This is a genomic window from Acetobacter sp. KSO5, from assembly GCF_044094635.1.
In the GTDB taxonomy this organism is placed as follows: domain Bacteria; phylum Pseudomonadota; class Alphaproteobacteria; order Acetobacterales; family Acetobacteraceae; genus Acetobacter; species Acetobacter cerevisiae.
On the sequence record NZ_CP172014.1, the window covers coordinates 693,559 to 717,117 of the forward strand.

The 23,559-nt window shown below is 56.6% G+C and carries 23 protein-coding genes; 14 read left to right on the forward strand and 9 right to left on the reverse strand.

Annotated elements, in window-relative coordinates:
* Positions 1–14 precede the first annotated feature (14 nt).
* Positions 15–677, reverse strand: a complete 663-nt coding sequence (locus ACHQGU_RS03230) for an SdpI family protein (RefSeq protein WP_395495856.1) — start codon at positions 675–677, stop codon at positions 15–17.
* On the reverse strand, positions 638–949 hold the full coding sequence (locus tag ACHQGU_RS03235) for a metalloregulator ArsR/SmtB family transcription factor (protein WP_062249583.1): 312 nt from the start codon (positions 947–949) through the stop codon (positions 638–640). Before ACHQGU_RS03235 ends, ACHQGU_RS03230 begins: the two co-directional genes overlap by 40 nt.
* 163 nt (positions 950–1,112) lie before the next feature.
* Between ACHQGU_RS03235 and ACHQGU_RS03240 the strand changes: the two genes are divergently transcribed.
* The 3 genes from ACHQGU_RS03240 (at position 1,113) to ACHQGU_RS03250 (ending at position 6,535) form a co-directional block, all read left to right on the forward strand.
* Positions 1,113–2,411, forward strand: coding sequence for a DEAD/DEAH box helicase (locus tag ACHQGU_RS03240; protein WP_395495857.1), 1,299 nt, complete (start codon positions 1,113–1,115; stop codon positions 2,409–2,411).
* A gap of 90 nt (positions 2,412–2,501) precedes the next feature.
* On the forward strand, positions 2,502–4,289 hold the full coding sequence (locus tag ACHQGU_RS03245) for a DUF262 domain-containing protein (RefSeq protein ID WP_395495858.1): 1,788 nt from the start codon (positions 2,502–2,504) through the stop codon (positions 4,287–4,289).
* Entirely contained in the window at positions 4,286–6,535 is a 2,250-nt protein-coding gene (locus ACHQGU_RS03250) for a DUF262 domain-containing protein (protein ID WP_395495859.1), read from the forward strand. Before ACHQGU_RS03245 ends, ACHQGU_RS03250 begins: the two co-directional genes overlap by 4 nt.
* A 48-nt stretch (positions 6,536–6,583) precedes the next feature.
* Here the strand turns inward: ACHQGU_RS03250 and ACHQGU_RS03255 are convergent, their stop codons facing one another.
* Positions 6,584–7,462: an META domain-containing protein gene (locus tag ACHQGU_RS03255; RefSeq protein WP_395495860.1), complete on the reverse strand. Its 879-nt coding sequence runs from the start codon at positions 7,460–7,462 to the stop codon at positions 6,584–6,586.
* 220 nt (positions 7,463–7,682) lie between these two features.
* Here ACHQGU_RS03255 and ACHQGU_RS03260 point away from each other — a divergent pair, with 220 nt between their 5' ends.
* A complete protein-coding gene (locus ACHQGU_RS03260) occupies positions 7,683–7,940 on the forward strand; it encodes a hypothetical protein (RefSeq protein ID WP_395495861.1) in 258 nt (85 codons plus the stop codon).
* A 45-nt stretch (positions 7,941–7,985) separates the two neighbouring features.
* Positions 7,986–8,372, forward strand: a complete 387-nt coding sequence (locus ACHQGU_RS03265; RefSeq protein WP_395495862.1) for a hypothetical protein — start codon at positions 7,986–7,988, stop codon at positions 8,370–8,372.
* A gap of 68 nt (positions 8,373–8,440) precedes the next feature.
* Here the strand turns inward: ACHQGU_RS03265 and ACHQGU_RS03270 are convergent, their stop codons facing one another.
* Complete coding sequence (locus ACHQGU_RS03270) at positions 8,441–8,632, reverse strand: hypothetical protein (RefSeq protein WP_062144301.1); 192 nt, start codon at positions 8,630–8,632, stop codon at positions 8,441–8,443.
* Positions 8,633–8,831: 199 nt separating this feature from the next.
* A complete protein-coding gene (locus ACHQGU_RS03275) occupies positions 8,832–9,767 on the reverse strand; it encodes a LysR family transcriptional regulator (RefSeq protein WP_395495863.1) in 936 nt (311 codons plus the stop codon).
* 365 nt (positions 9,768–10,132) lie between these two features.
* Here ACHQGU_RS03275 and ACHQGU_RS03280 point away from each other — a divergent pair, with 365 nt between their 5' ends.
* Complete coding sequence (locus tag ACHQGU_RS03280; RefSeq protein ID WP_395495864.1) at positions 10,133–11,845, forward strand: Hint domain-containing protein; 1,713 nt, start codon at positions 10,133–10,135, stop codon at positions 11,843–11,845.
* 88 nt (positions 11,846–11,933) lie between these two features.
* On the opposite strand, the gene ACHQGU_RS03285 is transcribed toward ACHQGU_RS03280, so the two are convergent.
* On the reverse strand, positions 11,934–13,832 hold the full coding sequence (locus ACHQGU_RS03285) for a Hint domain-containing protein (RefSeq protein WP_395495865.1): 1,899 nt from the start codon (positions 13,830–13,832) through the stop codon (positions 11,934–11,936).
* A gap of 357 nt (positions 13,833–14,189) precedes the next feature.
* The gene (locus ACHQGU_RS03290; RefSeq protein WP_062144697.1) at positions 14,190–14,900 is read right to left on the reverse strand and encodes a S24 family peptidase; all 711 of its coding nucleotides are present in this window, start codon (positions 14,898–14,900) and stop codon (positions 14,190–14,192) included.
* Positions 14,901–15,056: 156 nt separating this feature from the next.
* On the opposite strand from ACHQGU_RS03290, the gene ACHQGU_RS03295 reads away from it, so the two are divergent.
* The 5 genes from ACHQGU_RS03295 to grxB all read left to right on the forward strand — a co-directional run bounded on the left by ACHQGU_RS03295 (position 15,057) and on the right by grxB (position 18,571).
* Positions 15,057–15,650, forward strand: coding sequence for a hypothetical protein (locus tag ACHQGU_RS03295; RefSeq protein WP_395495866.1), 594 nt, complete (start codon positions 15,057–15,059; stop codon positions 15,648–15,650).
* Complete coding sequence (locus ACHQGU_RS03300) at positions 15,647–16,507, forward strand: winged helix-turn-helix domain-containing protein (RefSeq protein ID WP_395495867.1); 861 nt, start codon at positions 15,647–15,649, stop codon at positions 16,505–16,507. The genes ACHQGU_RS03295 and ACHQGU_RS03300 overlap by 4 nt, the downstream gene beginning before the upstream one ends.
* A 2-nt stretch (positions 16,508–16,509) precedes the next feature.
* On the forward strand, positions 16,510–17,232 hold the full coding sequence (locus tag ACHQGU_RS03305; protein ID WP_395495868.1) for a hypothetical protein: 723 nt from the start codon (positions 16,510–16,512) through the stop codon (positions 17,230–17,232).
* Between the two features lie 47 nt (positions 17,233–17,279).
* On the forward strand, positions 17,280–17,858 hold the full coding sequence (locus ACHQGU_RS03310) for a hypothetical protein (protein WP_395495869.1): 579 nt from the start codon (positions 17,280–17,282) through the stop codon (positions 17,856–17,858).
* Positions 17,859–17,923: 65 nt separating this feature from the next.
* Positions 17,924–18,571 (forward strand): glutaredoxin 2, encoded by a 648-nt coding sequence (grxB, locus tag ACHQGU_RS03315; protein ID WP_062144751.1) that lies wholly within the window; start codon positions 17,924–17,926, stop codon positions 18,569–18,571.
* Positions 18,572–18,685: 114 nt separating this feature from the next.
* Here the strand turns inward: grxB and ACHQGU_RS03320 are convergent, their stop codons facing one another.
* Positions 18,686–20,044: a PQQ-dependent sugar dehydrogenase gene (locus tag ACHQGU_RS03320; protein ID WP_395495870.1), complete on the reverse strand. Its 1,359-nt coding sequence runs from the start codon at positions 20,042–20,044 to the stop codon at positions 18,686–18,688.
* Between the two features lie 220 nt (positions 20,045–20,264).
* Between ACHQGU_RS03320 and ACHQGU_RS03325 the strand changes: the two genes are divergently transcribed.
* From ACHQGU_RS03325 to terL, 3 genes are read left to right on the forward strand one after another with little or no spacing between them, the layout of a single operon-like run.
* Positions 20,265–20,732, forward strand: a complete 468-nt coding sequence (locus ACHQGU_RS03325) for a hypothetical protein (protein WP_395495871.1) — start codon at positions 20,265–20,267, stop codon at positions 20,730–20,732.
* Positions 20,733–20,738: 6 nt separating this feature from the next.
* Positions 20,739–21,002 carry a hypothetical protein gene (locus ACHQGU_RS03330; RefSeq protein ID WP_231866451.1) on the forward strand — a complete coding sequence of 88 codons (264 nt, stop codon included), beginning with the start codon at positions 20,739–20,741 and terminating at the stop codon, positions 21,000–21,002.
* Complete coding sequence (terL, locus tag ACHQGU_RS03335; RefSeq protein ID WP_395495872.1) at positions 20,950–22,392, forward strand: phage terminase large subunit; 1,443 nt, start codon at positions 20,950–20,952, stop codon at positions 22,390–22,392. Before ACHQGU_RS03330 ends, terL begins: the two co-directional genes overlap by 53 nt.
* A gap of 39 nt (positions 22,393–22,431) precedes the next feature.
* On the opposite strand, the gene ACHQGU_RS03340 is transcribed toward terL, so the two are convergent.
* Positions 22,432–23,451: a rhodanese-related sulfurtransferase gene (locus ACHQGU_RS03340; protein ID WP_395495873.1), complete on the reverse strand. Its 1,020-nt coding sequence runs from the start codon at positions 23,449–23,451 to the stop codon at positions 22,432–22,434.
* Positions 23,452–23,559: the final 108 nt, after the last annotated feature.

A 23,559-nucleotide genomic window follows, 5' to 3' on the forward strand; every position in this document is an offset into this window, starting at 1 on the left:
CCCGCCTCTTCAGGTCACCCACGCGTCTTTTCCTGCCGCCAGTAGAGCCATGAAAGACCATAGCAAAACGCAAGCATCCCCAGCATGACACAATTGATAAGTTTCAGATCCACCGGTCGGCCCAGCATCCCAAAACCGGCAGCAATCAACCCGACACCTGCAAGAATAAACAGCGGTCCACAGGCCCGATGCGTGCGGTCCCAAACCCGTGCATTGGCTTTTGTCCACGGGGTGCGAATACCCACCAGACTATTAGGCCGGATTTTCCCCAGACAGTTCCCAACAACCAGCAGGAAAATCCCGGTCATCACAGCGTTGAGGGACCCCAAAGCAACTTTAATCCCCACCGCATACTCCATGGCCCCAACAGCCAGAGCACAAAGAGAGGCTGTGAGCGTAATCCACGCCAGATCATAAACCGGCAGAGACGCCTGCAAACCGGCATCGGACCGAAAGCAGTATTGAATGCCAAAAAACACAAGCCACAGCCCGCTCAGCAACCCGATCCATATCGAAATCCCATGCAGGGGCGTCGCAAACCGATCAGCCACCCACCGGCCGGAAAAATGGACCGGCACCAGCGCATCCGCCGGGGCAAGCCAGAGGATAACCAGACCAATGGCAGCCGTTGCCGCAATCAGCGCGAAGGAGAGGCGGGGGCCGTATCTGTGCTGCATGAGGGGTCACTCTTTCCCAGGCGCATGGTGGAAGCAAGCCGCAGCCAGGCCTCTTCCAACACCGAAAGTTTAAGGTGATAGACTAAAGTTGTGCCAATCCGTTCCCGATGCACAAGGTCCGCCGCAAGCAATACGGCCAGATGTCCGGAAAGGGTCGGCTTGGCGAGGGTAAAGCAGTCTGCAATATCGCCAGCCGTCATCTCCCGTGCGCGCAGCATTTCCAGAATGGCGCGGCGGGTCGGGTCAGCAAGAGCTTTAAACACATCATTCATGATTCGCTATTTAGCAAATTACCAAAATAAACACCACATCATTCTGCATCCCACCCATACCCTCTGTTGACGCCCGTTCTCCCCACCCGTAAAAAGCCCCCGTTCCAAACACGCGATGCCCTACCCGGCGCAGCCTTATTGAGCGCCGGAGGCGCTGCCTGCTATGTCCCCATCCATCACATTTGCCGATCTCCCCCTGGCGCAGCCCCTGCAGGATGCGCTGGCCGAGACAGGCTACACTACCCCCACGCCCATTCAGGCCCAGTCCATTCCCTTCCTGCTGGAAGGGCGGGATCTGCTCGGCATGGCGCAGACCGGCACCGGTAAAACCGCGTCTTTCGTGCTGCCTCTGCTGCACCGCATGGCTCAAAACCCGCGTCCGGCCCCCCAGCGTGGCGCGCGTGTGCTGGTTCTGGCCCCCACGCGGGAACTGGTGTCTCAGATTGCCGATGGGTTTGAAAATTTCGGGCGGCACCTGCCGTTCACCGTCACCACCATCTTCGGTGGCGTCAGCCCGATGCATCAGATCAACGCGTTGAAAAACGGCGTAGATGTCATCGTCGCCGCCCCCGGCCGCCTGCTGGATCTGGTCACGCAGGGCGAATGTGACCTCTCGCAGCTTGAAGCACTGGTGCTGGATGAAGCCGACCAGATGCTCGATATGGGCTTTGCAAAACCTATCGAACGCATTGTCGCCACCCTGCCCAAAGAGCGCCACACCATTCTGCTCTCTGCAACAATGCCGAAATCCATTGCAGCACTGGCGGAAAGCCTGCTGCAAAATCCGGCCAATGTCGAAATCGCGCCGCCCTCCACCACGGTGGACCGCATTGAGCAGTCCGTCATGTTCATGGACGCAGCCCACAAGAAAGAGGCCCTGCTGGAACTGCTGCGTACACCCGGCATGGGTCAGGCCGTGGTCTTCACCCTGCAAAAGAATATCGCCAACGAGGTCTGTGCCTTCATCACCGAGGCCGGCATCACGGCGGAAGCCCTGCACGGCAACAAGTCACAGGGTCAGCGGGAACGCGCTCTGGACGCCTTCCGCGCCGGCACCGCACAGGTTCTGGTGGCAACCGATATTGCGGCCCGCGGCATTGATGTTGATACCGTCACGCATGTTTTCAATCATGACCTGCCCAGCCTGCCGGAAAGCTATGTCCACCGCATTGGCCGCACGGGCCGGGCAGGGCGCAGTGGTTACGCCATTACCCTGTGCGATGCCGAGCAGCGCGCCTGGCTGCATGATGTCGAGCGTGAAATTGGCCGCACCCTGACGGTCCACACAGACCACGCATGGCATTCGGAAGAGGCCCGCACCTCCACCAAACGCGCCCCCGTCCTCGGTGGCGGCCCGGTCAAACAGATCAAGCCGCAGAAGGTCCGTGAACGCAAAATCTGGACCGAAGAAGAAAAAGCCGCCGCCCGCGCCGCCGCCATGGCGGCCCGCAGCGGGGGCTGATCAGGCACCTGACGGTCCTATACCGCTCTCCCTCATGGCATGGTATGAGGGGGAGGGGCGGATATTACCCGCCGCTTCAGGAAAGTCCCCATGTCGCAACAGAACAGTATTGTACTAAAATCTATTGATGAAATACTGACAGAATCTTTTTTCATTCCCTTCTACCAGCGTGGATACCGATGGACGAAGCGGCAGGCAGAGGATCTGCTGGATGATATCTACGAATTTCAGAGGCAGAAAAAGGCAGGGTCCGGCACACCCTTTTACTGCCTCCAGCCCGTTGTTGTAAAAAAACGCGATCAGGAGTGGGAACTCATCGACGGGCAACAGCGCCTGACGACAATCCATATCCTTCTGAATTATCTCAAAGACCAGATGACGCCGGGTCAGACCCCTTACACGATTTCCTATGAGACACGTCCGGCTAGTAAGAAATTCCTTGAAAATATGGACGTGGCGATGAGCCATGAAAATATAGATTTCTTCCATATGCACGAGGTCCAAAAAGCTATTGCGGCCTGGTTTGAAAAAAAAGACCAGATCTGCAAATCAGAATTTCTCCACACCCTGCTTGGTCATGACGGAGCCGGCGGGTGCGTTAAAATCATCTGGTATCAGATTAATGAAGAAACCGATGTCACCAAAATTTTTACGCGCTTGAATATGGGCAAAATTCCTTTGAGTAATGCAGAGCTGGTCAAGGCTCTTTTGCTCAAGCGGAGTAATTTTGAAAAGCAAGAACGCTACCTGCGGCAACTTAAAATCGCGCAGGAATGGGATGAGATTGAACGCGTCCTGCAAGCGGATGATTTCTGGTATTTCCTCTGCGGAGAGAAGCAGGAAGCCAATCGGATCGAATTTGTTCTCAATTTGGTCGCCCGTGACCTAAAGGATGATAAGTCGGCTATCCCGGTAGATGATCCCTCTTACATTTTTCTGACTTTCTCCAGCTGGTTTGAAGCAACGCAAGATCCTCAGCCTTTCCAGACCTGTTGGGAAAAGATCAAACGTTGGTTTATGACGCTGCAAGAATGGTATCAGGAACACGATCTTTTCCATATGATTGGATTTCTGATCGCCTCAGGTAAAAAAATATCTGATATTCAAAACGTATTGGAGCAAAGCGCTACAAAATCAGACTTCAAGAAAAACCTCAAGGCGATGATTCGCGCGCAGGTTATCCGTCAAAACAAGAGCATTGAGGTATATATCAAGCAACTCTCTTATGGAGACCGCGTGGAAGTCGTGCGCGTTCTTCTTCTCTTTAACATCACAAGTCTTCTGCTCAACAGGGCAACAAATGCCCGTTTCCAGTTTGATTATTACAAAAAGCAGAAATGGGATCTGGAGCATATCCACTCACGCACGGATACTCTGCCAAATCAGAAGAAGAAGCAGAGCGCATGGCTCGAAAATACTCTGGATTTCATAAAAGATTCTGTTCTGCTTGATCAGAATGCGGAGCGCGATAGGCAGGCATTGATTCAGGAAGCGGAAACGCTCAAAAATTCGGAAAATTTCAAGACTGAATTTCCTACGCTCGCTGAAAGGATCATAAATCTTTACGGTTGCTCCGTGGATGGGTCAGACTCCCGGTCCGTAGATTGGGGCGATACTATTGGTAATCTCACCCTTCTAGATAGTGCAACAAACAGAAGTTATCAAAACGCTATTTTTCCTATCAAAAGAAAAGACATTATTGCATTGGATAAATCAGCAACATTTATTCCGCTCTGTACAAAAAATGTTTTTCTAAAATATTACAGAAAAAATGTGACCAATATGCAGCGGTGGGACGTAACCGACATGGAGAGTTACCAAAACGCGATCATTAACGCCCTACAGCAATTTTTTGACGAGCAGGAAGCCGCAGCATGAGCACGCACGCTGGAAAAACCCTGACTTTCATAGATCTGTTTAAGCAGGACGGCCTCGTCCAGATTCCCGTTCTGCAACGAGACTACGCGCAGGGCCGGGAGGCTGAAAGCGGAATTCGTCAGCAGTTTCTGGCCTCATTGCGAGAGAGCCTGTGTGCGGAGGACCCTTGGCAGCCGCTTGATCTGGATTTCATTTATGGCAGTATGGAGGCAGGAACCCCTCCCGTTTTTTCCGTTCTGGATGGCCAGCAAAGGCTGACAACGCTTTTTCTTCTCCACTGGTATCTCGCGCTCAAGTGTGGAAAGCTAGAGGCTTTCCATGCAACTTTCCTGTGTCATGGTTATAGCCGATTCACCTATAAAACTCGCGCCAGCGCCAGAGAATTTTTTGATGCTCTGGCTCTGGCAAAGGGTATTCAACTTCCGCTCGGTCACGAACGCCTGTCAGACAAGATTAAGGATCAAAAATGGTTCTTTTCCTCATGGTTGCTTGATCCCACCGTTCAGGGCTGTCTCACCATGCTCGATGCCATGCACGAGGTGTTTCATGATAGTACGAGCTCTCTGTATACGCGTCTGATTAACAGCCAGTCTCCGCGTATCATCTTTCAGTTTCTTAATCTGAACGAATTTTCCCTTTCGGATGAACTCTATATCAAGATGAATGGACGCGGAAAAATCCTTTCGGATTTCGAAAATTTCAAGGCATCATTTTCGTTAAATTTTAAGGAATTTTCTTGTGATAATGAATTCGAACGCAAAATAGACGGCGTATGGACGGATCTGTTCTGGTCTCTCAGTAACGATAATACCAAGCCTCTCAGTCACGATAAGACAGAAAAATTCAATAGTTTCTATCTTCGATTTTTTCTTCTTATGGCATTTTACCGTCAGTGTGAACTCACAGAAGGGTCATTTGAAAAACTCCCTGATAAAAATAAATTATTTTTAAAAAACCTGAGAGAGTCTAAAGCATATCGTGCACAGCAAATGCCTTTCAGCTTTGACACATACAGTCTGCAACGGATTGAGATTGTTCTTGATTATTGCGTGGCCAATGAGCACGTTCGTCCTCTCCTGCGTGCTGTGCTTGAGCAGAACAATTACCTGACAGAGAGCAGATTTTACGCGCTGGTATGCCTTATCCATCAGTTGAAGAAGCCGACCTCAGACCAATTCCTGCGTTGGCAACGCGTGACGGATAACCTGATCCATAACCAGATTATTGACTCGACTGAGGTCTTTCTGCCGCTGGCCAGATCGCTCAGGAGGCTGGCAACGCATGCTGCCGATCTGTACGCGTTTTTGGCCAACACAGATGAGGCGATGCCGGGCTTTACACAGGAGCAATGGCAGGAAGAAAAACTAAAATGCCAGCTGTTGCACAGCCTGAAGTGGCAAGACTTGTTGCAGCATGGAGACTGGCAGGCAGAAGATCCTTCCCCGTGTTACGAAAGCCATCCTTATCTGATGGGTAAGGTCGGGTTTATTCTTAAGATGTCTTGCCCCGAGGGAGAAAAGATTCCCGATCCTGATCTATTCAAGGAAAATGCCGATAAAGTCTGCGCTTTGCTGGATAAAAGCATCCTGAACTCCGATGAGTTCCTATTGCAAAGAGCACTTCTCTCGCTTGCCGATTACACATGGCGTTGTGCAGGCGACAAATATAGTTTCGGAAAACATAATGGCGCGTCTTATCGTGAGCGTGATGAAAACTGGTTCAGAGTCGCCAGAACACCGTTATTTTCTGAGCTTGTAGCTGCTATTGCGGGAGGCACCCGCCAGTCCCTCCTTGACCTTATCAAGTACTCTAACGCATCGGGGTGGCGGCGCTTAATGATCACGTATCCAGAGACATTTCAGTATTGTAGCGAATGCGTTATTGGAAAAGAAAAGGAAGATCATGGGAAGCAAGAAATTTATCTTGTAAAAAGAAAACAGTATAATGGATACAATACGGATTTAAGAACATACGTTGTAAAGATCATTCTGGATGACAAGAAAAAGACAAATATTTTGCCTTCGGGTATCGCGAATTACCGTCATCACGACGTGACCGGGCACAGTCAAAGCTTCATAGACATCACCTTATCGGACTCAAAAAACTATCGTATCACATATGAAGGCTTCCAGTTCGTCTCCCGCCTCAAGTCAGAAAAGCGGGAAGCAGACTGGGAGCGATCCATGCCAGATGCGATCGCTAACTTCCTGAAAGAGTATTTCCCGGAAGAAGATATTGCTGCCTGAAAAGCCTATCAGGCCACAGTCACACGCTGTGGCCTGCCTGCGCCGGACTTAAAAAACCTGCCGCAACCGCACAGTTTTCTTATCACCCGTCTCCAGAACCAGTGCGTTCCCGTCCGTCCGCCAGTGCGTCACAGCACGGGTCAGGGCGGAGAACTGCCGGGCTATCGTATCCTGTCGGCCGGGGCAGGCCATCATGGTGCTGATGCCACCCTGTGCTGAGGCCTTTACGCGCCCATCCTTGCCAAATTCCAGCCCACCCACATAACGGTTGCACCCGTCAGAGCCGGAAATCTTGCCGCTGCCATTAATATCCAGCGTCGGGGCCATGTCCGGCGCTCCGGCTTTCAGGCCCGGCTCATCCGTGGTGCGGTCCGTGTCAGACGGCGGCTTGCTGCCATCGGCCAGCCGATGCCCGTCCAGTGCCGTCACCACCCAGCGCGTGCCGTTCAGGTTGGTCGGGGCCAGCGGCGTACCGCCACAGCCGGTCAGGGTGCGGCCCTGTGTCACAATCCGCACCGTGTCCGCATAACTCTGGCCGCTCATGCTGTCGGAACAGGCTTTGGCGGTAATCTCCACCTGCATCGCTTTTGCTTCATAAGTGCGGTTCCCGCCTTCCGCATGCGCATGCAAAACCGGGCCGGCCATGCGCGGCCCGTCCGGCGTTTCCAGCGTCAGCATGTTCTGCGCCAGCGTCATGTTCCAGGAGGGCTCATTGCCAGAGGCCTGATAAATCCCGTCCGGCTTGCCAGAGGTCGCCACAGGCTGCGTGGCCGTCTGCCCAGCACAGCCCGCCAGCGCACCAGCCAGCCCAAGCGCCAGCACGCCACCCGTTGCGCCGCGCCGCAGCCCACGCCGCGCTGTCTGTTCAGCGCGCTCAGTCCGCGTCTGTCGTGCTGTGGCCTGTGCGCCTGTTTCCGTGGTGTGCATCTGGTTCCTCATAGTCCTCTGGTCGGCCTGTGCCGTTGCCCCATCCTACTGCCATTTCACACAACAGGGCCAGCCTGCCTCTAACGTCGGTCTGCTCACTCCGTTGCGCTATCGTCACACCATCGTCCGGGCGCATAGCCCCTCAACCGTGACGCCCCCACGCCTGCCGTGATAGGCTGCGCGCATCCGCCCAGCCGGCAAAACCACAGGGGAGGGCTCCATGCCCGAAAACAGCATCGCGCAGAAAATCGCCATCGGTGTGTTCAGCCTGCTGCTGGCTGCGGGCGCCCTGGCAGGCGGGATCTATTGTGCCGGGCAGGCTACGGATATCCTGTTGCATAGTTCAAAATGGCCGAACCTGAGCCATTACAGCACCCTGCTGATTGTGCCGCTCGGTCTCGTGCTTTATCTCAGGCATCGCAAGCGCGGCCAGAAAACAGAGACCGTGCAAGATGACCCCTATGGCGGCCTGCGCTAACTCACGCGGCCACGCCACCCGGAAAGACCAGCCAGAAAGACCATCATGATTATTCAGGGCTATAATTTTTTCTGTGATATGCCCGATGACATGCGCTACCTGCGCAACAGCACCCCGGACGAAAGCTTTATTGAAGAGAACATGATCTTCATTCTGCCCGACCGGCTGAAGAAGTTCCGCAAGAACCTCTGGCACGTGCGCCGCAATGCCGGGGCTACGCATATTTATATCCCGCTGTTCCGCGTTAAAACCATTCTGGAGCAGGACTCCATTCCCCCGGGGTATGAAGGCCCGTTTGATGTCTTCCCGTTCTACACACACACATCCAAACGCCGCAGCCGCGCACTGGATTATTATCTGCTGTTCGTCTTCCGGCACAAGGAAACCTATGTGCAGTGCAAATCTCTGCTCAACCCGGAAAAAGCCCGTTAAACCCGCATAAAAAAACGCGGAAACAAAACACCGCGCTTCGCGAGAGGTCTTGAGCGACGCAAAACCACCTAGCGTGCTTCTTCCCGCGCTCGCTCCGCCACAGTCTGCACATCATCCTGCTCCACTTCCTCCGCCAGAGCCTCCAGCGTGGCGCAGCACTCCAGCACAGCCAGCGGGGCTGCTTTGAAATAGAGCACATCAACCAGAGGCGTAATCTCCCGGACCGTCTGGCGCAGGCAGCCCGCAACCTGCGTCAGCATCGCGCAATCCAGCGCAGCCTGCCGGTGCAAAAAAGCCGAACTCCCCGGCAAGGGCGACCAGCATGGTCCGGTCGGCGTAGAATTTACAGGAGGAGCAACGGGGCAGGATAGCGGCATCAGCAACACTCGCTCATAGCATCAGCAGGAGCTGCCTGTGTAAGCCTGACTACCATTGGGTGCAGTCAAAGAGTGCGTTCTGTCAGGAGTTGAGTGTTTTTTGCAGGTTGGAAAAAAACACTTTGGCTTCCCGGTAAAGGTAATCAATTACCATTTTGCTTTCCGGATTATTTCGGGTGTTCTTATTGTAAAACATATCAATGTAGTAGGGATCTATTTTTTCTTTTACAGGAACCTGCATAATCTGGTCGGCAAGCTCGGTGTGCTCAAAGTTGTAGCGGCACGTCATGAAGAGGCAGTTGTTCTTCACCCCAAATTTTATCGAATCTACAGATTGCCCAACACTAAGTGCAATGTTTCTGAATTTTGCATCATGCGGAAGTCCAGCCTCATCAAAATACTGAATAATGTAAGATGAGCTATTAATAATTTTTTTATCGTATAAATCAGCAATGTCGTAAATACGGCCTTTCTCGATTTCCGGGTTGGTTATGCTGGAGCCAATCAGCAATGGATCCGAGAAAATATTTTTACGAATAGTATCCTCAGAAATGAAAGAATTTCGTCCGTTTCCAATAAAAAGACAGTCATCTTCCAGATGATCAGGGGAAAGATAAGGTGCAATTTCATAATTAAATAAAATCCTGGGAAATTTCCTTATGCAGTCATTCAGAACATTATCCATAAAAAGAAGACCAGGCATATTATGGAAGAATATTTTAATGGTTTTCTTAAAAACCTTCTTTCTCAGAATATATTCCTGCGAAAGAATCTCATGAAATGCTTTAGTTATAGAATCTCTGTAGAGTATCCCTTCCCGGGTCAGGATCAGTTTCTTGCCATCCCGCTTAATGAGCTGTGTGTCCAGCTTGTGCTCAAGGCATTTAATGGCGCGTGAAATTTTTGAGGGATGCGTATCCAGAAATTTAGCAACTTTGGAAAGTGTGCCAAAATGACAGAAGAGTAAAAAAAACTCGCGGTCTGTCAGGTCGGAAGTAGGGGCCAGAACGGAGAGCATTTTATGGGTGCCTTTGGGGATTTTTTCTGGTGATCAGAGTGTTTTCTGAAAAGACCGTTACAGGCAGGCAAATCTGTCAGGTCTCGCGCAGCGCGTTCTTCTATTGTTGGAATATGAATTTCTGATGGTCGTTCAGTCCTCGAAGTATGAGGTATTATGATTCCATGCAGACAGTTCCGGAGATCACAGGCCGGGCGAATGCCTCTCTTACAGATTCGATTTGTTCCTAAAAATCAAGATCACCTTAGCGCTGGTGCAATATCACTTAGCATTTTCGTGCCTTATATCGGCAGAGGGCGGATGCTACTTAGGAATTACAGTTTTTTATTTCCAAACAGACATATTTATTGAGAGAGGTCCTGGTTATGGCGACTTCAGAACTCACGGCTCCCCGTCTTACATGGAAAGATGTCATCGCAAATTGTGATGCATCTAAGCCCACCGTCGTACTGGATTCATCCAGAAAGGCGATTACTGTTTCAGGGGCAGTGCAGGGAGAGGCTGGGGGAGCCGATAATTTTATTAACGGTCTGGCCATAACAGGCCGTCATCCCGTTACTCTTTCGGGCTCAGGCACGGTAACAGTAACCGGCACCATCACGGTAAAAAGCAACATGATTATTGATGGCATCACCGTCAATGGAAGCTCCAGCGTCAGTGGCGGCACGATTACCATTCAGGGTGGCGGCACGCTTATTGCGGAGAGTGTAACCTCAAACATTGTGTTTGGATCAACAACGTCTACTGTTCTTAATACTCTTCAGGTGGATAGCAGCAGCGCCACATCCACCAATGTGACAAATCTGTCTCCTGATGATGAGATAGATTTGGTCGGCAATACATCGGACACAAGTGTAAGATGGACAAAAAACAGCGACGGATCCTATAGCCTGAAAGGCAGTACAGGCGATATGCTGATTTCGTCTGTCTCTTTTGCAAAAAAATCTGATGGAACGTCTTATACCCCAGATGATTTTCGTTCCACCACGACGATTGTTGCGTACAATGGCGGCACGTCTACTGCTCTTACCTTCGGCTGTTTCCTTGCTGGCAGCATGATCGAAACTCCGGATGGTGATGTTCCGGTCGAGAGTCTCAAAAGAGGCGACCAAATCGTGACTTATGTCGATGGAAGCGCGGTAAACCGCCCGCTGGTCTGGACTGGTCGCCAGCATGTCACCGTGCGTAACGGTCTCCCTGATGATGAAGCCGGTTATCCTGTTCGCATCCTCAAGGATGCCATCGCTGATGGGGTACCGTACAAGGATATGCTGATTACGGGCGATCATTGCCTGTTTCTTGAGGAATGCTTCATCCCTGTGCGCATGCTGGTCAATGGCCGGTCCATCTTCTTTGACCGCAGACTCTCTTCTTACACGTACTATCATGTTGAAACGCCTCAGCATGCCATCATCCGGGCCGATGGCGTACTGACAGAAAGCTATCTGGATACAGGTAACCGGAATAAATTCATTCAGGATAGCAAAGTTATCAAAATCCACGGACATGTTAAAAGCGAGAAGAAAGATGCAAATGTCCCGAATCCTGTTGCTCGCGCCACCGTTGAATCGCTTTTTGTCACCCTTCAGGCCCGGGCTATGGCGCGCGGCGTTCCGTTCACGGTGAGCGATGCTGCTCTGAGGGATGACCCCGACCTCCGCCTTGTTACCTCAAAAGGGCAGGTCATTCGGACAATGCGTGTTGTAAAGGATAAATATCTGTTCATGATCCCGCCGGGCGTGAACTCTGTGCGTATTCTGTCGCGCACAAGACGTCCGTGTGATGGTCCCGGTCCGTTTGTGAACGATTATCGCCATCTCGGTGTGCTCGTGGGGAGCATCTCTCTTCAGAGCGTAAAGAAAAATGTCCAGATTACCAGCCATCTGACCACTGTGGACGCGGACGGCTGGAGCGTTCAGGAAAGTCTTCCCTGCCGGTGGACGACCGGGAATGCCATTTTGCCACTGCCGCCGCGCGTCGGGGATCAGTGCAGTATTCTAACCCTGCAGGTTCTGGCCTGTGGCCCGTATAGCAGCATGCCCGAACAGGCGCGTGTTCTGTCCGTCCGCTCAGTCTGAGAAACAGACTCACCAAATAGCTTAGATATAAAAACCGGAAGGAGAGACATGCTCCTTCCGGTTTTTTATACGCCTCGGGTAACCTGTATCAGTGGTTCACACAGCACCGGCAAAGGGGCGAGTCCTCACGCACATACGGCCCGGCGGACAGAATATTCACTGTCAGTACCCGCAGCGCATGCGGCAGCGTGGTCGGCACCTTCAGGAGTGCATAACCATCCGTCCAGCGCGCACCATTGGGTTCGGGCGCATGCCAGCCGGGGAGGGCGCTGGTCTGCTTAGGCGGTGAAATGCTGCACGGGGCAAGATTGCCTTCCTGTATCAGAATATCACCAACCAGAACCCCCAACATCCGCCGGTCATCCACAAACGGCCCTTCCACGTCACAGGGTCGGCTGGCGCGGGAGACAAGGCGCACCTGCGTGACGCCTGCTGGAAGCATGAAGGACGTCATGCCGTCCCGCTCACGGATTTTGCGGATTGTCTTTCCGCACACTGTTTCCAGATGCAGGTCCGCATCATGCGTCAGCTCCGGGCTGTGCAGCCCGGTCTCATCACACCCTGCGTCAGCCTGTGCAGCCCGCGTTGACAGCGCACGGAACAGGGGCTCAACCTCTTCACGCGTCACGGCCAGCGGCACGGCGGCATGCTGTGCCCAGTTGCGTGGCCCGGCGCCCAGCGTCGCCACTTTGCCTGCCTGTGTAAAACGGCCCCGGTTGCCGGTATCCAGATAGCTTTCCGTCAGCATCCCATTGGCCATAATCACGGCATGCTGTGCAGTTTCCACATGGTAATAGGTATACTGCGTCAGGCTGCGATCATAAAAGATGCTGCTGCCATTGACCAGCATCCGCACAGGCACAAAGCGACCATTCAGAAACAGGCAATGCTCCGGCGTAATCAGCAGGTCCTCATACGGCACGCCATTGGCAATGGCCCCGGCCCGGATACGCACGGGATATCCCGCTTCATCATCAGGCAGGTCAGCACGCACCGTCGCAGTCTGATACCCGGCCCAGATGACGGGCTGATACACATCCTGACCCGTCGTTACAGTCAGAACCAGATCACCCACACGCACGTCTTCAACAGCCACATCGCCTTTTGCCGTGCGGATCAGAGACCCGGCAAGGAAGCACGTGACCGTGGCAGTCGGAGCACTGCTGTCATAAACAAAACCGGCATTCTGATAGTAAGTATTACCTGTGTAGGCAGCGTCGTTATGGTTTCCGTCGATAGTGCCTGTCGCGGTTGGGGCAGGGCTCAGATCCAGCGGGGAGTAGTAAAGCGTGTTCCCACTCGCATCTGTAGCGATGCTGCCATCTGCGTTTTGCCTGGCCGCGAACGTCACGTTGCGGGCAATGGCGTTCATTGTCGTGTTGCCGTCGTACGCCACCAGTGTGTAGGTGTTGCTGCTGCCCTGCTGGATCCAGCGGACATGGTTATAGTGCGATCCTTGCACGACAATGCTGTCGCCCGGCTTAAAGTTCTGCACATTGCCCACAGAAATCCAGGTGTTGAGTTCTGTCAGCGTATTGTGTGTGCCATCGGGCGCATCGCCGAAAACAATTGTTCCGTTAACATTGTTGTTCAGGGCTGCAGTCGCGCCACCGTCCAGTTTCAGCGTGCCCTCAATGGTGACATTACTGGTCGAACTGATTTTTGTTCCCGTACCGCTCAGGGTAAGTGCGGCGGAGGAGGAAACGGTGTAGCCGCTGGACGGGGTGAGGGCGCCATCTTTCAGCGTCACGCTCGCGCCGTCGGCCACGGTTACAGTGCCAATGGCAGCCCAGGTCTGGCTCCCCATGTCTATTGTCGCTGTGCCGGCCAGAGTGATGGATCCGGTCCAGCCAGAACTCCCCGGTGCCTGAGATCGCGGCGTTGCGTTCCCCTGTTCGTCATAGTCTACCCAGTTGGCGGGATCACTCCAGCTTACGCCGTCTCCGGCACCAGTCCAGGTTGTGGTCGAGGTATAAGATGCACTCAATGCGTATGGCCTTCTTCTGTTAATATTTTTCTAAATCTTATTCTTTCATTATCCATATCAATCACGTTCAGTTATTCAAATTAGGATTTTTTAATGAATTTCATGGGAACCGACTGTAATTGTTTGTATCTAAAAAGATACAATATCCCTACGCGGGCTATATCTGATCTATAGCCCGCGTAGAAAGCGCTTTATTTTGTCTCATAATTTGGATGTATTGTGTTATATCACGCTTGAAACGATATTTTATTCTTGGTTTCAAGCCGAATATGGCAATTCTATGCACGCATTACAGTGTTTCGGAGTGCAGCGCCCTTGCCCTAAGCCGGCCCGTTCACGCAGCTTCAGCGCAAACAGTTACAGCCGCCGCGCAAACCACACCACCCGGCCAATAATCTGCACCAGCTCAGCGGGGACTTCATAAGGGGAAAAACGCGGGTTTTCGGACTTGATGCGCACCATCGGTTCCGAGGCCTCATGCGCCCGCTCGGCCCATTTGCACACCACGCCATCCCCATCAAACAGCACAAAAATGCCCGGTTCGATAATGGATGTCTTGCGCGTATCCACCAGCACCATGTCTCCATTCTGGAGCATCGGTTCCATGGACTGGCCTTCCACCTCAATCACCCGCAGGTCGGAAGGGGAGGCCCGCAGCGCGCCACGCACAAATTCTTCTTCAAAAAACTTGGGACGTCCCAGCAGCCGGTCTTCCACATAGCCGCAGCCCCCCATCCCCGCCCGGAGCGAGATATAGGGCACGGCCACATACCCCGGCGGGTTCCGTTCCACCGTAATTTCCGGCTGGTCCGGGGGCGGAATGTAGGCAGACCGCGCCTCCCGCGCCACGGCCTGTCCGCCTGCGGGGAACAGCAGATCCCGCGCCGTGCAGCCCAGAATGGAGGCAACGCGCTCCAGTTTTTCGCCACCCGGATTGCGCGATTTTCCCTTCAGAATATCGCGCACATAGGTGTCGCCCACCCCTGCGCTGCGGGACAGTGCTTTTTGCGTCAGCCCCAGCAGGGACATCCGGCGTTCCAGTTCTCTGGCAACATGTGAGCGATCCATGGGGGAACTATCCCACGTCATCCCTTAAAGATCAAATGGGATATATCACCTCAATATCCCCTTGACCTGTTGTGACTAGTCACCCTACCGTCCCCCTTAAGCCTCACCCGGTGTGATGAGGTTTTTTGATCGCCTCCATTCAAAGGAAGAGTGCCTATGTCGGCCTCACAGTCTCCCGCCCACTCTATCTCAGCCCGACTTTCCGGCAGGTTTTCTGCCGCTGCTCTGGTTCGCACCCCCGGCACGTCTCGCGTCAGCCGGCTCAAGCCTGCCCAGAGCATGCCCCGCAAACCTGCTCATGCGGCCCCTTCCGCCGCAGCCCACGCCATCCCCCCACGTCCCCCCATTGCAGTTCCGCCCGCCCGCCCAGCATCCCCGCCGCGTATTTCAGTTCAACAGTGTGATAAATCCCTCGATTCGTCTCCCGCGTCGCCCGCGCGCAGCCCAGATACCGCCCTCCACGCCGCAGCCCGCCCCAAAACGGATGCCGCCCTGCTGGAGCAGATGGTCACCCTGCGTCGTGCTGGCAAATCCCTGCGTCAGATTGGTCGGCAGACAGGCCGCTGCATGGAAGGCGTGCGGCAGGCTCTCCTGCGGTACGAGCAGGCCCGGTCCGAAACTCCGGCCCAGTACGCGCAGGATGAGGACTGGCACGAACCTCTGCGCGACCCGGAGCCTCTGCCCACCGGCCACCCCATCGCCACGCAGGCCATCTGGCGCGGGCTGGAGCGCTGGAGGAACATGGTATGAGCAAGCGCCGCTGGTCCAAATTCTGGTGGCAGGATTACGAGCGCGACCCCGCTTTGCGTCTTTGCTCACTCGCCGCACAAGGCCTGTGGATGCGCCTGCTGTGCCTGATGCACGAGGCCGAACCTTACGGCCATCTGTGCGTCAATCATCGCCCGCTGCGCACCCGCCAGCTTGCGCAGATGCTGGGCGTGTCAGACCGCCAGATCCAGCGCCTGATGGCCGAACTGCGCGAGGCCGGGGTCTATAGCACCACACCAGACGGCGCGGTTTTCTGCCGCCGCCTGCTGCGGGACAAAGCCGCGTCGGACCTCGGCTCACACTGGGGCCGCACGGGCGGCAACCCTCAGCTCAAACCCGCACCCCAACGCCCGCCGGAAGGGGCAGGGGAGGGCTTAACCGCACCCGCATCCCAGCCCCTTAAACACCAAGAAGCAGAGGCAGAGTCAGAAGCAGAGTCCTCCCTCACTGCGTTCGGGCCGGACAGTGATGCGCGCACGCATTTATTCAACACAGGCCTGTTGTTTTTAAAACGGGTCACCGGCAGACCAGACCGCTCCGCCCGTGCGCTGCTGGGCAAATGGCTGAAAATGCTCGCTGATGATGCCGCCACCCTTCTGGCCGTGCTGGCCGAATGCGAGGCCTTCAACCCGGCAGAACCCGTCTCCTGGCTGGAAGCCACCATCCGCCATCGCCTCGCCGCAGAGGCCGAAGCCGCGCAAGCCGAAGCAGCCCAGACCGAAGCGACCAGTCAGACCGCCCACGCGCCAAACACAACCACTCCGGCAGGCCCGGCCCCCACACCGCACGCCAAACGCATGACCGCATGGGCCGCCGTGCCCGATCTGGAAGGAGTCTGATCATGCTCGCCCCAGCCCGCGCACCCCAGTTTCACCCGGCCCCCACCACCGCCACGGCTCACGCGGCTCCTGCCACCGGCACGTCTCACCTGGCTCCCACCACCGGCACGCCCACATCCGCCGCGCATTCCATCACAAACCGCATCGCAGCCCCGTCCCACGCCATCAACCGTCCCACCTCACATCCCGCTTCACACTCCAGGTCCCACACGCCAACCCCACACACGCCGGTCTGCCCTTACACCCCACCGTCGCCCGCCCTGCGCGCAATTTTTGCCGCACAGGCAGCAGGGGTGCCGCTCATCCGGCGAGACGTCCCGCCAGATCTCATCGCGGCTCTGCATACGCACGCCCAAAGTCTGCACACAGCCCTGCAACCGGTCACGGAACTGCATGTCGCGGCATGGCTCAAAAAGCTGGGGCACCTCGTCACCAATCCACCGGGGGCTGGGCATGCTGCCAGTCAGTGTCGCGCTATTTTTGAAGTCTGCGCGGACATTCCCGCTGGTGCATGGGGGCCGGAAGCGCGCCTCGCATGGACGCGCCAGCCGCCGAGGGACGGTTACCCGGTCGGCGCACGCTGGCCCAGCCCGAACGAACTGCGGACCATCCTGCTCCCCTTCGCCAACACCCTGCGCCGGGACGCCGCCAGCAGCCGCACCCTGCTGGCCAGCCTCCCACCATCCCTACGTACCCAGCCCCCAGCGCCACACGCCGCCGCCTAACCACATCACACCACCTGTTTCCTGACGCATCCCTCAAAGGCACTCACATGGCAAAACTGAAAACAAGAAATCACCCTTCCACACCAAACACTTTCTCAGAAAATGGCCCCACGCCAGAACGCCGCGCCCGTTCGGAATTTGTCGGCACAGCGCCCGCCCGCGTTCTGCGCACCGTGCAATCCCTGCTGCAAGCGGGTGACATCACCCAGCCCGCTGCCGACGCCGCCGAGCGCTGGTATCGGGACTATGTGTTTGGCTATTGTGACTACGTGGAATTTTCAGAGCAGCATCGCCCCAGCACGCTCACCCGGCACGATGCCGTCTCCTGGCAACTGGTCCGCGCCCGCGCTATGGCGCGAATCACCGAGGCCAGAGAGGCTCTGGGCCTGTGCGCGCATCAGCGCCTGAGGATGATGCTGGTGGATGAACTCTCATTCCGCGCCATGGGCGAGGCCCTGTTCCCCACCATCTCTGCCAGTTCCTCACAGCGCAAAATTGCAGCCCAGTGCGCCCTGTTGCTGGAACAGCTCGCGGCGAGAGAGGACGCTGCCCGCAAGGCCGCCAAAGCCGCCCGCAGCACAAAGAACACCATCCGGGAGCCTGCCGCCCGCACAGAACAGGCTTGACGCGCAGGGGTGTTTCAGAACAGGGCAGGGGGAAGGCCCACCGTATCCGTATGGAGCAGAGTAGCATGACCCAAAAACTCTACATCTATGACCACTGCCCGTTCTGCGTAAAAGCAGAAATGATTTTTGGTCTGAAAAACCTCCCCTTTGAACGCATCATCCTGCTCAATGATGATGAAGCCACGCCCATCGGCATGGTTGGCCGCAAATCCCTCCCCATTCTGGAGGAAGACGGCCGCTTCATGCCGGAAAGCATGGATATCGTCACCCATATCGACCAGCAGGGCACACCCATCCTCACCGGCACGCCCAACCCGGCCATTACGGAATGGATCAGTGCGACCAGCAGCACGCTCTACCGCCTGTTCCTGCCGCGCGCTGCCTGCGCTCCGCTGCCGGAATTTGCGACTACCGCAGCCCGCGCCTACTTCCTGACAAAAAAGGAAGCCTCCACCGGCCCGTTCTTTGAAATTCTAAAAGATAGTGACGGCGAAATCGGCAATCTGAATACCATGCTGAAAATGCTTGCCCCGCTCATCCGCAGCCCGGAAGCGGTCAACGGCACACTCTCCACAGATGATATTCACCTGTTCGCCCACCTGCACAGCCTCTCGCTTATTCGCGGCATCGTCTATCCGCCTGCCGTCGAGGCTTATCGTCAAACCCTGTCCCGCCTCTCCGGCGTCGGCCTGTATGACGGCATCGCTGCCTGAAACAGCAGGAATTTTTCACAAAAAAGGGGCTGGCCAGAATACCCGGCCATCCCCCTTTTTATGCGTTCTCCGGCACCATATCCGCCGAACAAAAATCCGCGTTACCGGACCCGCTCACCTGCCGGAAAGCGCCTGTTCCGTCTGGGTATCAGACACCCGCCAGATCGCATTCCCCACATCATCCGCCACCAGCAACGCGCCCGTTGAATCCAGCGCCAGCCCCACAGGCCGCCCATGCGCCCGGTCCTGATTAGGCGTCAAAAAGCCCGACAGCACATCCACCGGCACACCGGAGGGGCGACCATTCAGGAACGGCACAAAAATCACCTTATACCCGCTCTTCGGCCTGCGGTTCCAGGAGCCATGCTGGGCAATAAAGGCTCCGTTCCGCCAGGCAGCGGGCAGGGAACTGTTTTCTGCAAATAAAAGCCCAAGGCTGGCGGTGTGCGCACCCAGCGCATAGTCCGGCGCTATGGCCGAGGCCACCAGAGCCGGGTTCTGCGGTGTCACGCGCGTATCCACATGGCCGCCATAATAGCTGAAGGGCCAGCCATAAAACGCCCCTTCTTTGACGGAGGTCAGGTAATCCGGCACCAGATCACTGCCAATTTCATCGCGCTCATTCACCACCGCCCACAGCGCGCCGGATTGCGGCTCCCATCCCATCCCGTTCGGGTTGCGTAAGCCGGTCGCAAAGGGCGTTAACTTGCCGGTGCTTAAATCAAGTTTGTCAATGCGTGCCCGGCCTTCCTCCGCCTGCAAACCATTTTCCGCCGCATTGCTGTTGGAGCCAATGGTGACGTAAAGGGATTTTCCATCCGGGCTGGCCAGCAGATTCTTGGTCCAGTGGTGGTTATAGCCAGACGGCAGATCCACCACTTTTTCCCCCGCTGCGGTAATGGATTTCTGCCCCGCCTCATACGGAAAACGCCATATGGAATCTGCATTGGCCACATAAAGCGTGTTCTCAATCAGCGCCATGCCAAAGGGCGAATAGAGATGGTCCAGAAACACGCTCTGCTCTTCCGCAACGCCGTCGCTATTGGCATCGCGCAGCAGAATAATGCGGTTCGGGCTGGGCACATCCGCCCCCACCAGCCCCTGAATGGCGCGGGCAATGCGGTTTTTAAAGGATGTCTTGTCTGTGTTGGGGGAATTGGTTTCCGCCACCAGCACATCCCCGTTCGGCAGGGCATACAGCCAGCGCGGGTGGTTGAGCCCTTTCGCAAAGGCTTTCACGCTTAACCCCTTGGCCGCACGGGGCATTTCCCCGTCTTTCCAGCCAACCGGGCGGGCAATATTCACTGTCGGCATCAGCGTTGCGTTGGGCGGCGGCAGCTTGGGGTGAGGCCCCGTGCTGGCAGAAACCGGAAGCTGAGCGTATTCCGGCCGCAGCACAAACTTGTAGGTTCCAATTCCCAAAAGAACCAGAACAATCCCCAGACTCAGAAGATAACGGCGCGTACGTGTCATGAGCGTGCACATCCCTGTTCGTCAGGCATACGGGCACGAAGATGTGCCGGGGCCTCTTCCTCCAAACACGCAATCGGGCAGGAAGTTCATTCAGGCCGAAAATCCTGCGTCTGCTCCGCTTGTCGGTGCGCGTGGTCACTCCTATCCCTTGGGCATCATCGCAAAAGTGTTGCCAGAGAGGGTTTTTTAAAACCCCCGGCAGAAAGTCTCAGGAGTCCTCATGGCGGGTGCATCCCCGGCTTCAGGCGTGCGCGCGGGTGCCGTCTTCTGTTCCGCCGCAACATGGTGGGTGCTGGTGGCGCGCAAAGGGGCCGCTCTGGTGTTCTGCCCCATCCTCCCGCAGTCAGAACAGTGCCACCGGGCCGATATCCCGGTGCCCTGGGCGGAAGCCCTGCAGGTTGGCTGCCCGGATGGGGCCCGCATCCGCTGTCGCCCGGTGCTGCGTCCATCCATGCACGGTCTCACCCGACGCGGCCAGTTTGGCGCAAATCTCACGGACCGTATCGTCACCACCCTCAGCGCAGAACTCCGCCACCGCCAGCAGGAAGACGCCGCCTCATCCCGCTTTGCTGCAAGACCACGCGGAAAAATAAGCAGCTTTCACACCTCCGTCTCCTGCACCGGCGCGCTCCATCTGCCCTCTTACCGCCCGGAACCCCGCTCCCCCCGCGTCCTGCATTTTTTCTGAAAATCCATGCCAGAAAAACCAACGCCTCCAAAACGCCCCCCCGAAAAACCCGCGCCCATCACCCCGCTGGATATTTTCACCCGCGTCATGCAGGGGGACGAGACCATAACAGACCGCCAGTTTGACGCCGCCAAAGTGGCCGCCCCCTACCTGCACCCCAAGCTGGCGGGCCTGTCCATGAATGCGGTTGTTCGCCGCGGCGTCGAAGAGTTTTCGGATGATGAACTCAACACACTTGCGCAGGCAGGCACAGCAGGCCGCCCGGACTGAACTCGCCCGCCGTGCTGCCGCCAGAGACGGACTTCTGGATTTCACCCGCTACACCATGCCGGATTACAAAGCCGGCGCACATCATCATTTGCTGTGTGACAAACTGGATGCTGTGGAACGCGGGGCCATCACCCGTCTCATGGTCTTCATGCCACCCCGGCATGGAAAATCTGAACTCACCAGCAAGCGTTTTCCGGCATGGTATCTTGGCCGCAACCCGAACAGACAGGTTGTGTGCGCCTCCTACGGGGCATCTTTAGCGCAGGATTTCGGGCGAGACGTCCGCAACCTCGTCGCCTCCCGCCGCTTCAACTCCCTGTTTCCCACCGTCACACTGGCGGCAGACAGCAGCGCGAAGGACGCCTGGCACACAGCACAAGGCGGCCTCTACGCCAGCATGGGCATCGGCGGTGGGCTGACAGGGAAGGGCGCCCACCTCGCCATTGTGGATGATCCGGTCAAGGACCGTCAGGAAGCCGAAAGCCCCGCCCGCCGCGCCGCCGTGTGGGACTGGTATCGCGCCGTCCTGCGCACCCGCCTCATGCCCGGCGGCGCGATCGTGCTGGTGATGACACGCTGGTCCCCCGATGACCTCGCAGGCCGCCTGCTGGCTGAGATGCAGTCCGGCACCGGCGAGGCATGGGACATCCTCCGTCTCCCCGCTCTGGCGGAAGAGGCCGACCCGCTCAACCGCGCCCCCGGCGCGGCCCTCTGGCCACAGGCCTTCCCAGAGCCGGAACTCGCCCGCATCCGCCTCGCCATTGGCGCGCGGGAGTGGGGCGCGCTCTACCAGCAATCCCCCGTCCCGGCGGAAGGCACCCTGTTCCAGACGGGCATGATAAACGTGCAATCCGCCGCCCCAGCAGGCGGCCAGACCGTCCGCCGATGGGACCTCGCCGCCACCCGCCACAGCACAGGCCGCAATGCGGACTGGACGGTCGGCGTCAAACTTTCCCGCCTGCCAGATGGCCGGTTCTGCGTGCTGGATGTCACCCGCTTGCGTGGCGACCCCGCTCAGGTGGAAGCAACACTCCTCGCCACCGCAGCACAGGACGGCCCCGCAACCCGCATTATCCTCCCACAAGATCCGGGGCAGGCCGGTGTCGCACAGGCCCGATACCTGACAGGCCGCCTCGCGGGCTATCAGGTCAAAACCGTGCGGGAGACAGGGGATAAAGCCACCCGCGCCGCCCCGTTCGCAGCACAGGTCAACGCAGGCAACGTCCTCGCCGTCCGCGCCCTCTGGACCCCAAATTTTCTGGAAGAACTCGCCGCCTTCCCCGGCGGCGGCCATGACGATCAGGTCGACGCCGCAGCAGGTGCCTTCACAGCCCTCACCGATGCAACGCCTCTCCCACGCTTTGCCCCAGATTTCCTTGCCCGGATTTAAAGATGGCTGGGGCAGTCGTGCCTTTCGGCAAACCGTGCCTTACTGCGCGGCGTGCTGCCGCTTCTCATTCTGCCGACGGATTTCTTCTTCCCGTTCCCGGCGCTTGCGCTCACGGATTTCATCCATATGCGCGCCCAGATGCGCTTCCCCGCGTTCCGCCGCCAGCTGCGCCTGCCGTTCGCGCTCAGCATAACGGGCACGCTGTTTTTCATCGCGTTCGTTGTAGCAATGCGGGCAGCTCACCCCATGCTCATATTCAGGGGAGGCCATTTCTTCCGCCGTCAGCGGCATGCGGCAGGCATGGCACTGGTCGAGTGATCCGGGTTCCAGCCCGTGCTTCACCGTCACGCGCTGGTCAAACACAAAACATTCGCCACGCCACAGGCTGTTTTCTTCGGGAATGTTTTCCAGATATTTCAGAATGCCACCCTGCAAGTGGTAAACCTCGTCCAGCCCTTCGGCTTTCACAAAAGCCGTGGCTTTCTCACACCGGATCCCGCCCGTGCAGAACATCGCAATACGCGGCGTGCGCCCTTCGGCAATCAGTTCGGCCCGATGCGTGCGGAACCAGTCCGGAAACTCCCGGAAGGTCTTCGTCTTCGGGTCAATCGCGCCCTTAAAGGTGCCCGCCGCCACTTCATAGTCGTTGCGGGTATCAATCAGAATGGTGTCCGGGTCTTCCAGCAGCGCGTTCCATTCCTCGGCGGGCACGTAATGGCCCACGTCAGAGCGCGGGTCGAGCCCCGGCACACCCATGGTCACAATTTCTTTCTTCAGCCGCACCTTCATGCGCAAAAACGGCATGCTGGGCGCGCGGGAGAACTTGACCTCAATTTCCGCACAGCCGGGCAGGGCGCGGATATGCTCCAGCACTGCCGCAATGCCGGCATCCGTGCCCGCAATGGTGCCGTTAATGCCCTCACGCGCCAGCAGCAGGGTGCCCTGCACACCGTTTGCATCACACGCCGCCTGCAACGGGCCGCGCAGTTCGGCAAAGTTTTCAAACGGCGTAAAGCGATACAGCGCAGCAACGCAGACGGGCAAAGAGGTATCAGTCACGGCAACAACCAGTCCAGAAGTGCGATTGCAGACCAGTCCGGGCTTTCCGCATGCCAGTCCGCACACCGCCCCCTGCCGCAATCAGGATGAAATCAGCCTGCCAGACTT

What these genes read in the sequence shown, in the direction of transcription:
- ACHQGU_RS03230 (WP_395495856.1), bottom strand. Translation starts at nt 677, where the DNA reads ATGCAGCACAGATACGGCCCCCGCCTCTCCTTCGCGCTGATTGCGGCA.
- ACHQGU_RS03235 (WP_062249583.1), bottom strand. Translation starts at nt 949, where the DNA reads ATGAATGATGTGTTTAAAGCTCTTGCTGACCCGACCCGCCGCGCCATT.
- ACHQGU_RS03240 (WP_395495857.1), top strand. Translation starts at nt 1,113, where the DNA reads ATGTCCCCATCCATCACATTTGCCGATCTCCCCCTGGCGCAGCCCCTG.
- ACHQGU_RS03245 (WP_395495858.1), top strand. Translation starts at nt 2,502, where the DNA reads ATGTCGCAACAGAACAGTATTGTACTAAAATCTATTGATGAAATACTG.
- ACHQGU_RS03250 (WP_395495859.1), top strand. Translation starts at nt 4,286, where the DNA reads ATGAGCACGCACGCTGGAAAAACCCTGACTTTCATAGATCTGTTTAAG.
- ACHQGU_RS03255 (WP_395495860.1), bottom strand. Translation starts at nt 7,462, where the DNA reads ATGCACACCACGGAAACAGGCGCACAGGCCACAGCACGACAGACGCGG.
- ACHQGU_RS03260 (WP_395495861.1), top strand. Translation starts at nt 7,683, where the DNA reads ATGCCCGAAAACAGCATCGCGCAGAAAATCGCCATCGGTGTGTTCAGC.
- ACHQGU_RS03265 (WP_395495862.1), top strand. Translation starts at nt 7,986, where the DNA reads ATGATTATTCAGGGCTATAATTTTTTCTGTGATATGCCCGATGACATG.
- ACHQGU_RS03270 (WP_062144301.1), bottom strand. Translation starts at nt 8,632, where the DNA reads ATGCTGACGCAGGTTGCGGGCTGCCTGCGCCAGACGGTCCGGGAGATT.
- ACHQGU_RS03275 (WP_395495863.1), bottom strand. Translation starts at nt 9,767, where the DNA reads ATGCTCTCCGTTCTGGCCCCTACTTCCGACCTGACAGACCGCGAGTTT.
- ACHQGU_RS03280 (WP_395495864.1), top strand. Translation starts at nt 10,133, where the DNA reads ATGGCGACTTCAGAACTCACGGCTCCCCGTCTTACATGGAAAGATGTC.
- ACHQGU_RS03290 (WP_062144697.1), bottom strand. Translation starts at nt 14,900, where the DNA reads ATGGATCGCTCACATGTTGCCAGAGAACTGGAACGCCGGATGTCCCTG.
- ACHQGU_RS03295 (WP_395495866.1), top strand. Translation starts at nt 15,057, where the DNA reads ATGTCGGCCTCACAGTCTCCCGCCCACTCTATCTCAGCCCGACTTTCC.
- ACHQGU_RS03300 (WP_395495867.1), top strand. Translation starts at nt 15,647, where the DNA reads ATGAGCAAGCGCCGCTGGTCCAAATTCTGGTGGCAGGATTACGAGCGC.
- ACHQGU_RS03305 (WP_395495868.1), top strand. Translation starts at nt 16,510, where the DNA reads ATGCTCGCCCCAGCCCGCGCACCCCAGTTTCACCCGGCCCCCACCACC.
- ACHQGU_RS03310 (WP_395495869.1), top strand. Translation starts at nt 17,280, where the DNA reads ATGGCAAAACTGAAAACAAGAAATCACCCTTCCACACCAAACACTTTC.
- grxB (WP_062144751.1), top strand. Translation starts at nt 17,924, where the DNA reads ATGACCCAAAAACTCTACATCTATGACCACTGCCCGTTCTGCGTAAAA.
- ACHQGU_RS03320 (WP_395495870.1), bottom strand. Translation starts at nt 20,044, where the DNA reads ATGACACGTACGCGCCGTTATCTTCTGAGTCTGGGGATTGTTCTGGTT.
- ACHQGU_RS03325 (WP_395495871.1), top strand. Translation starts at nt 20,265, where the DNA reads ATGGCGGGTGCATCCCCGGCTTCAGGCGTGCGCGCGGGTGCCGTCTTC.
- ACHQGU_RS03330 (WP_231866451.1), top strand. Translation starts at nt 20,739, where the DNA reads ATGCCAGAAAAACCAACGCCTCCAAAACGCCCCCCCGAAAAACCCGCG.
- terL (WP_395495872.1), top strand. Translation starts at nt 20,950, where the DNA reads ATGATGAACTCAACACACTTGCGCAGGCAGGCACAGCAGGCCGCCCGG.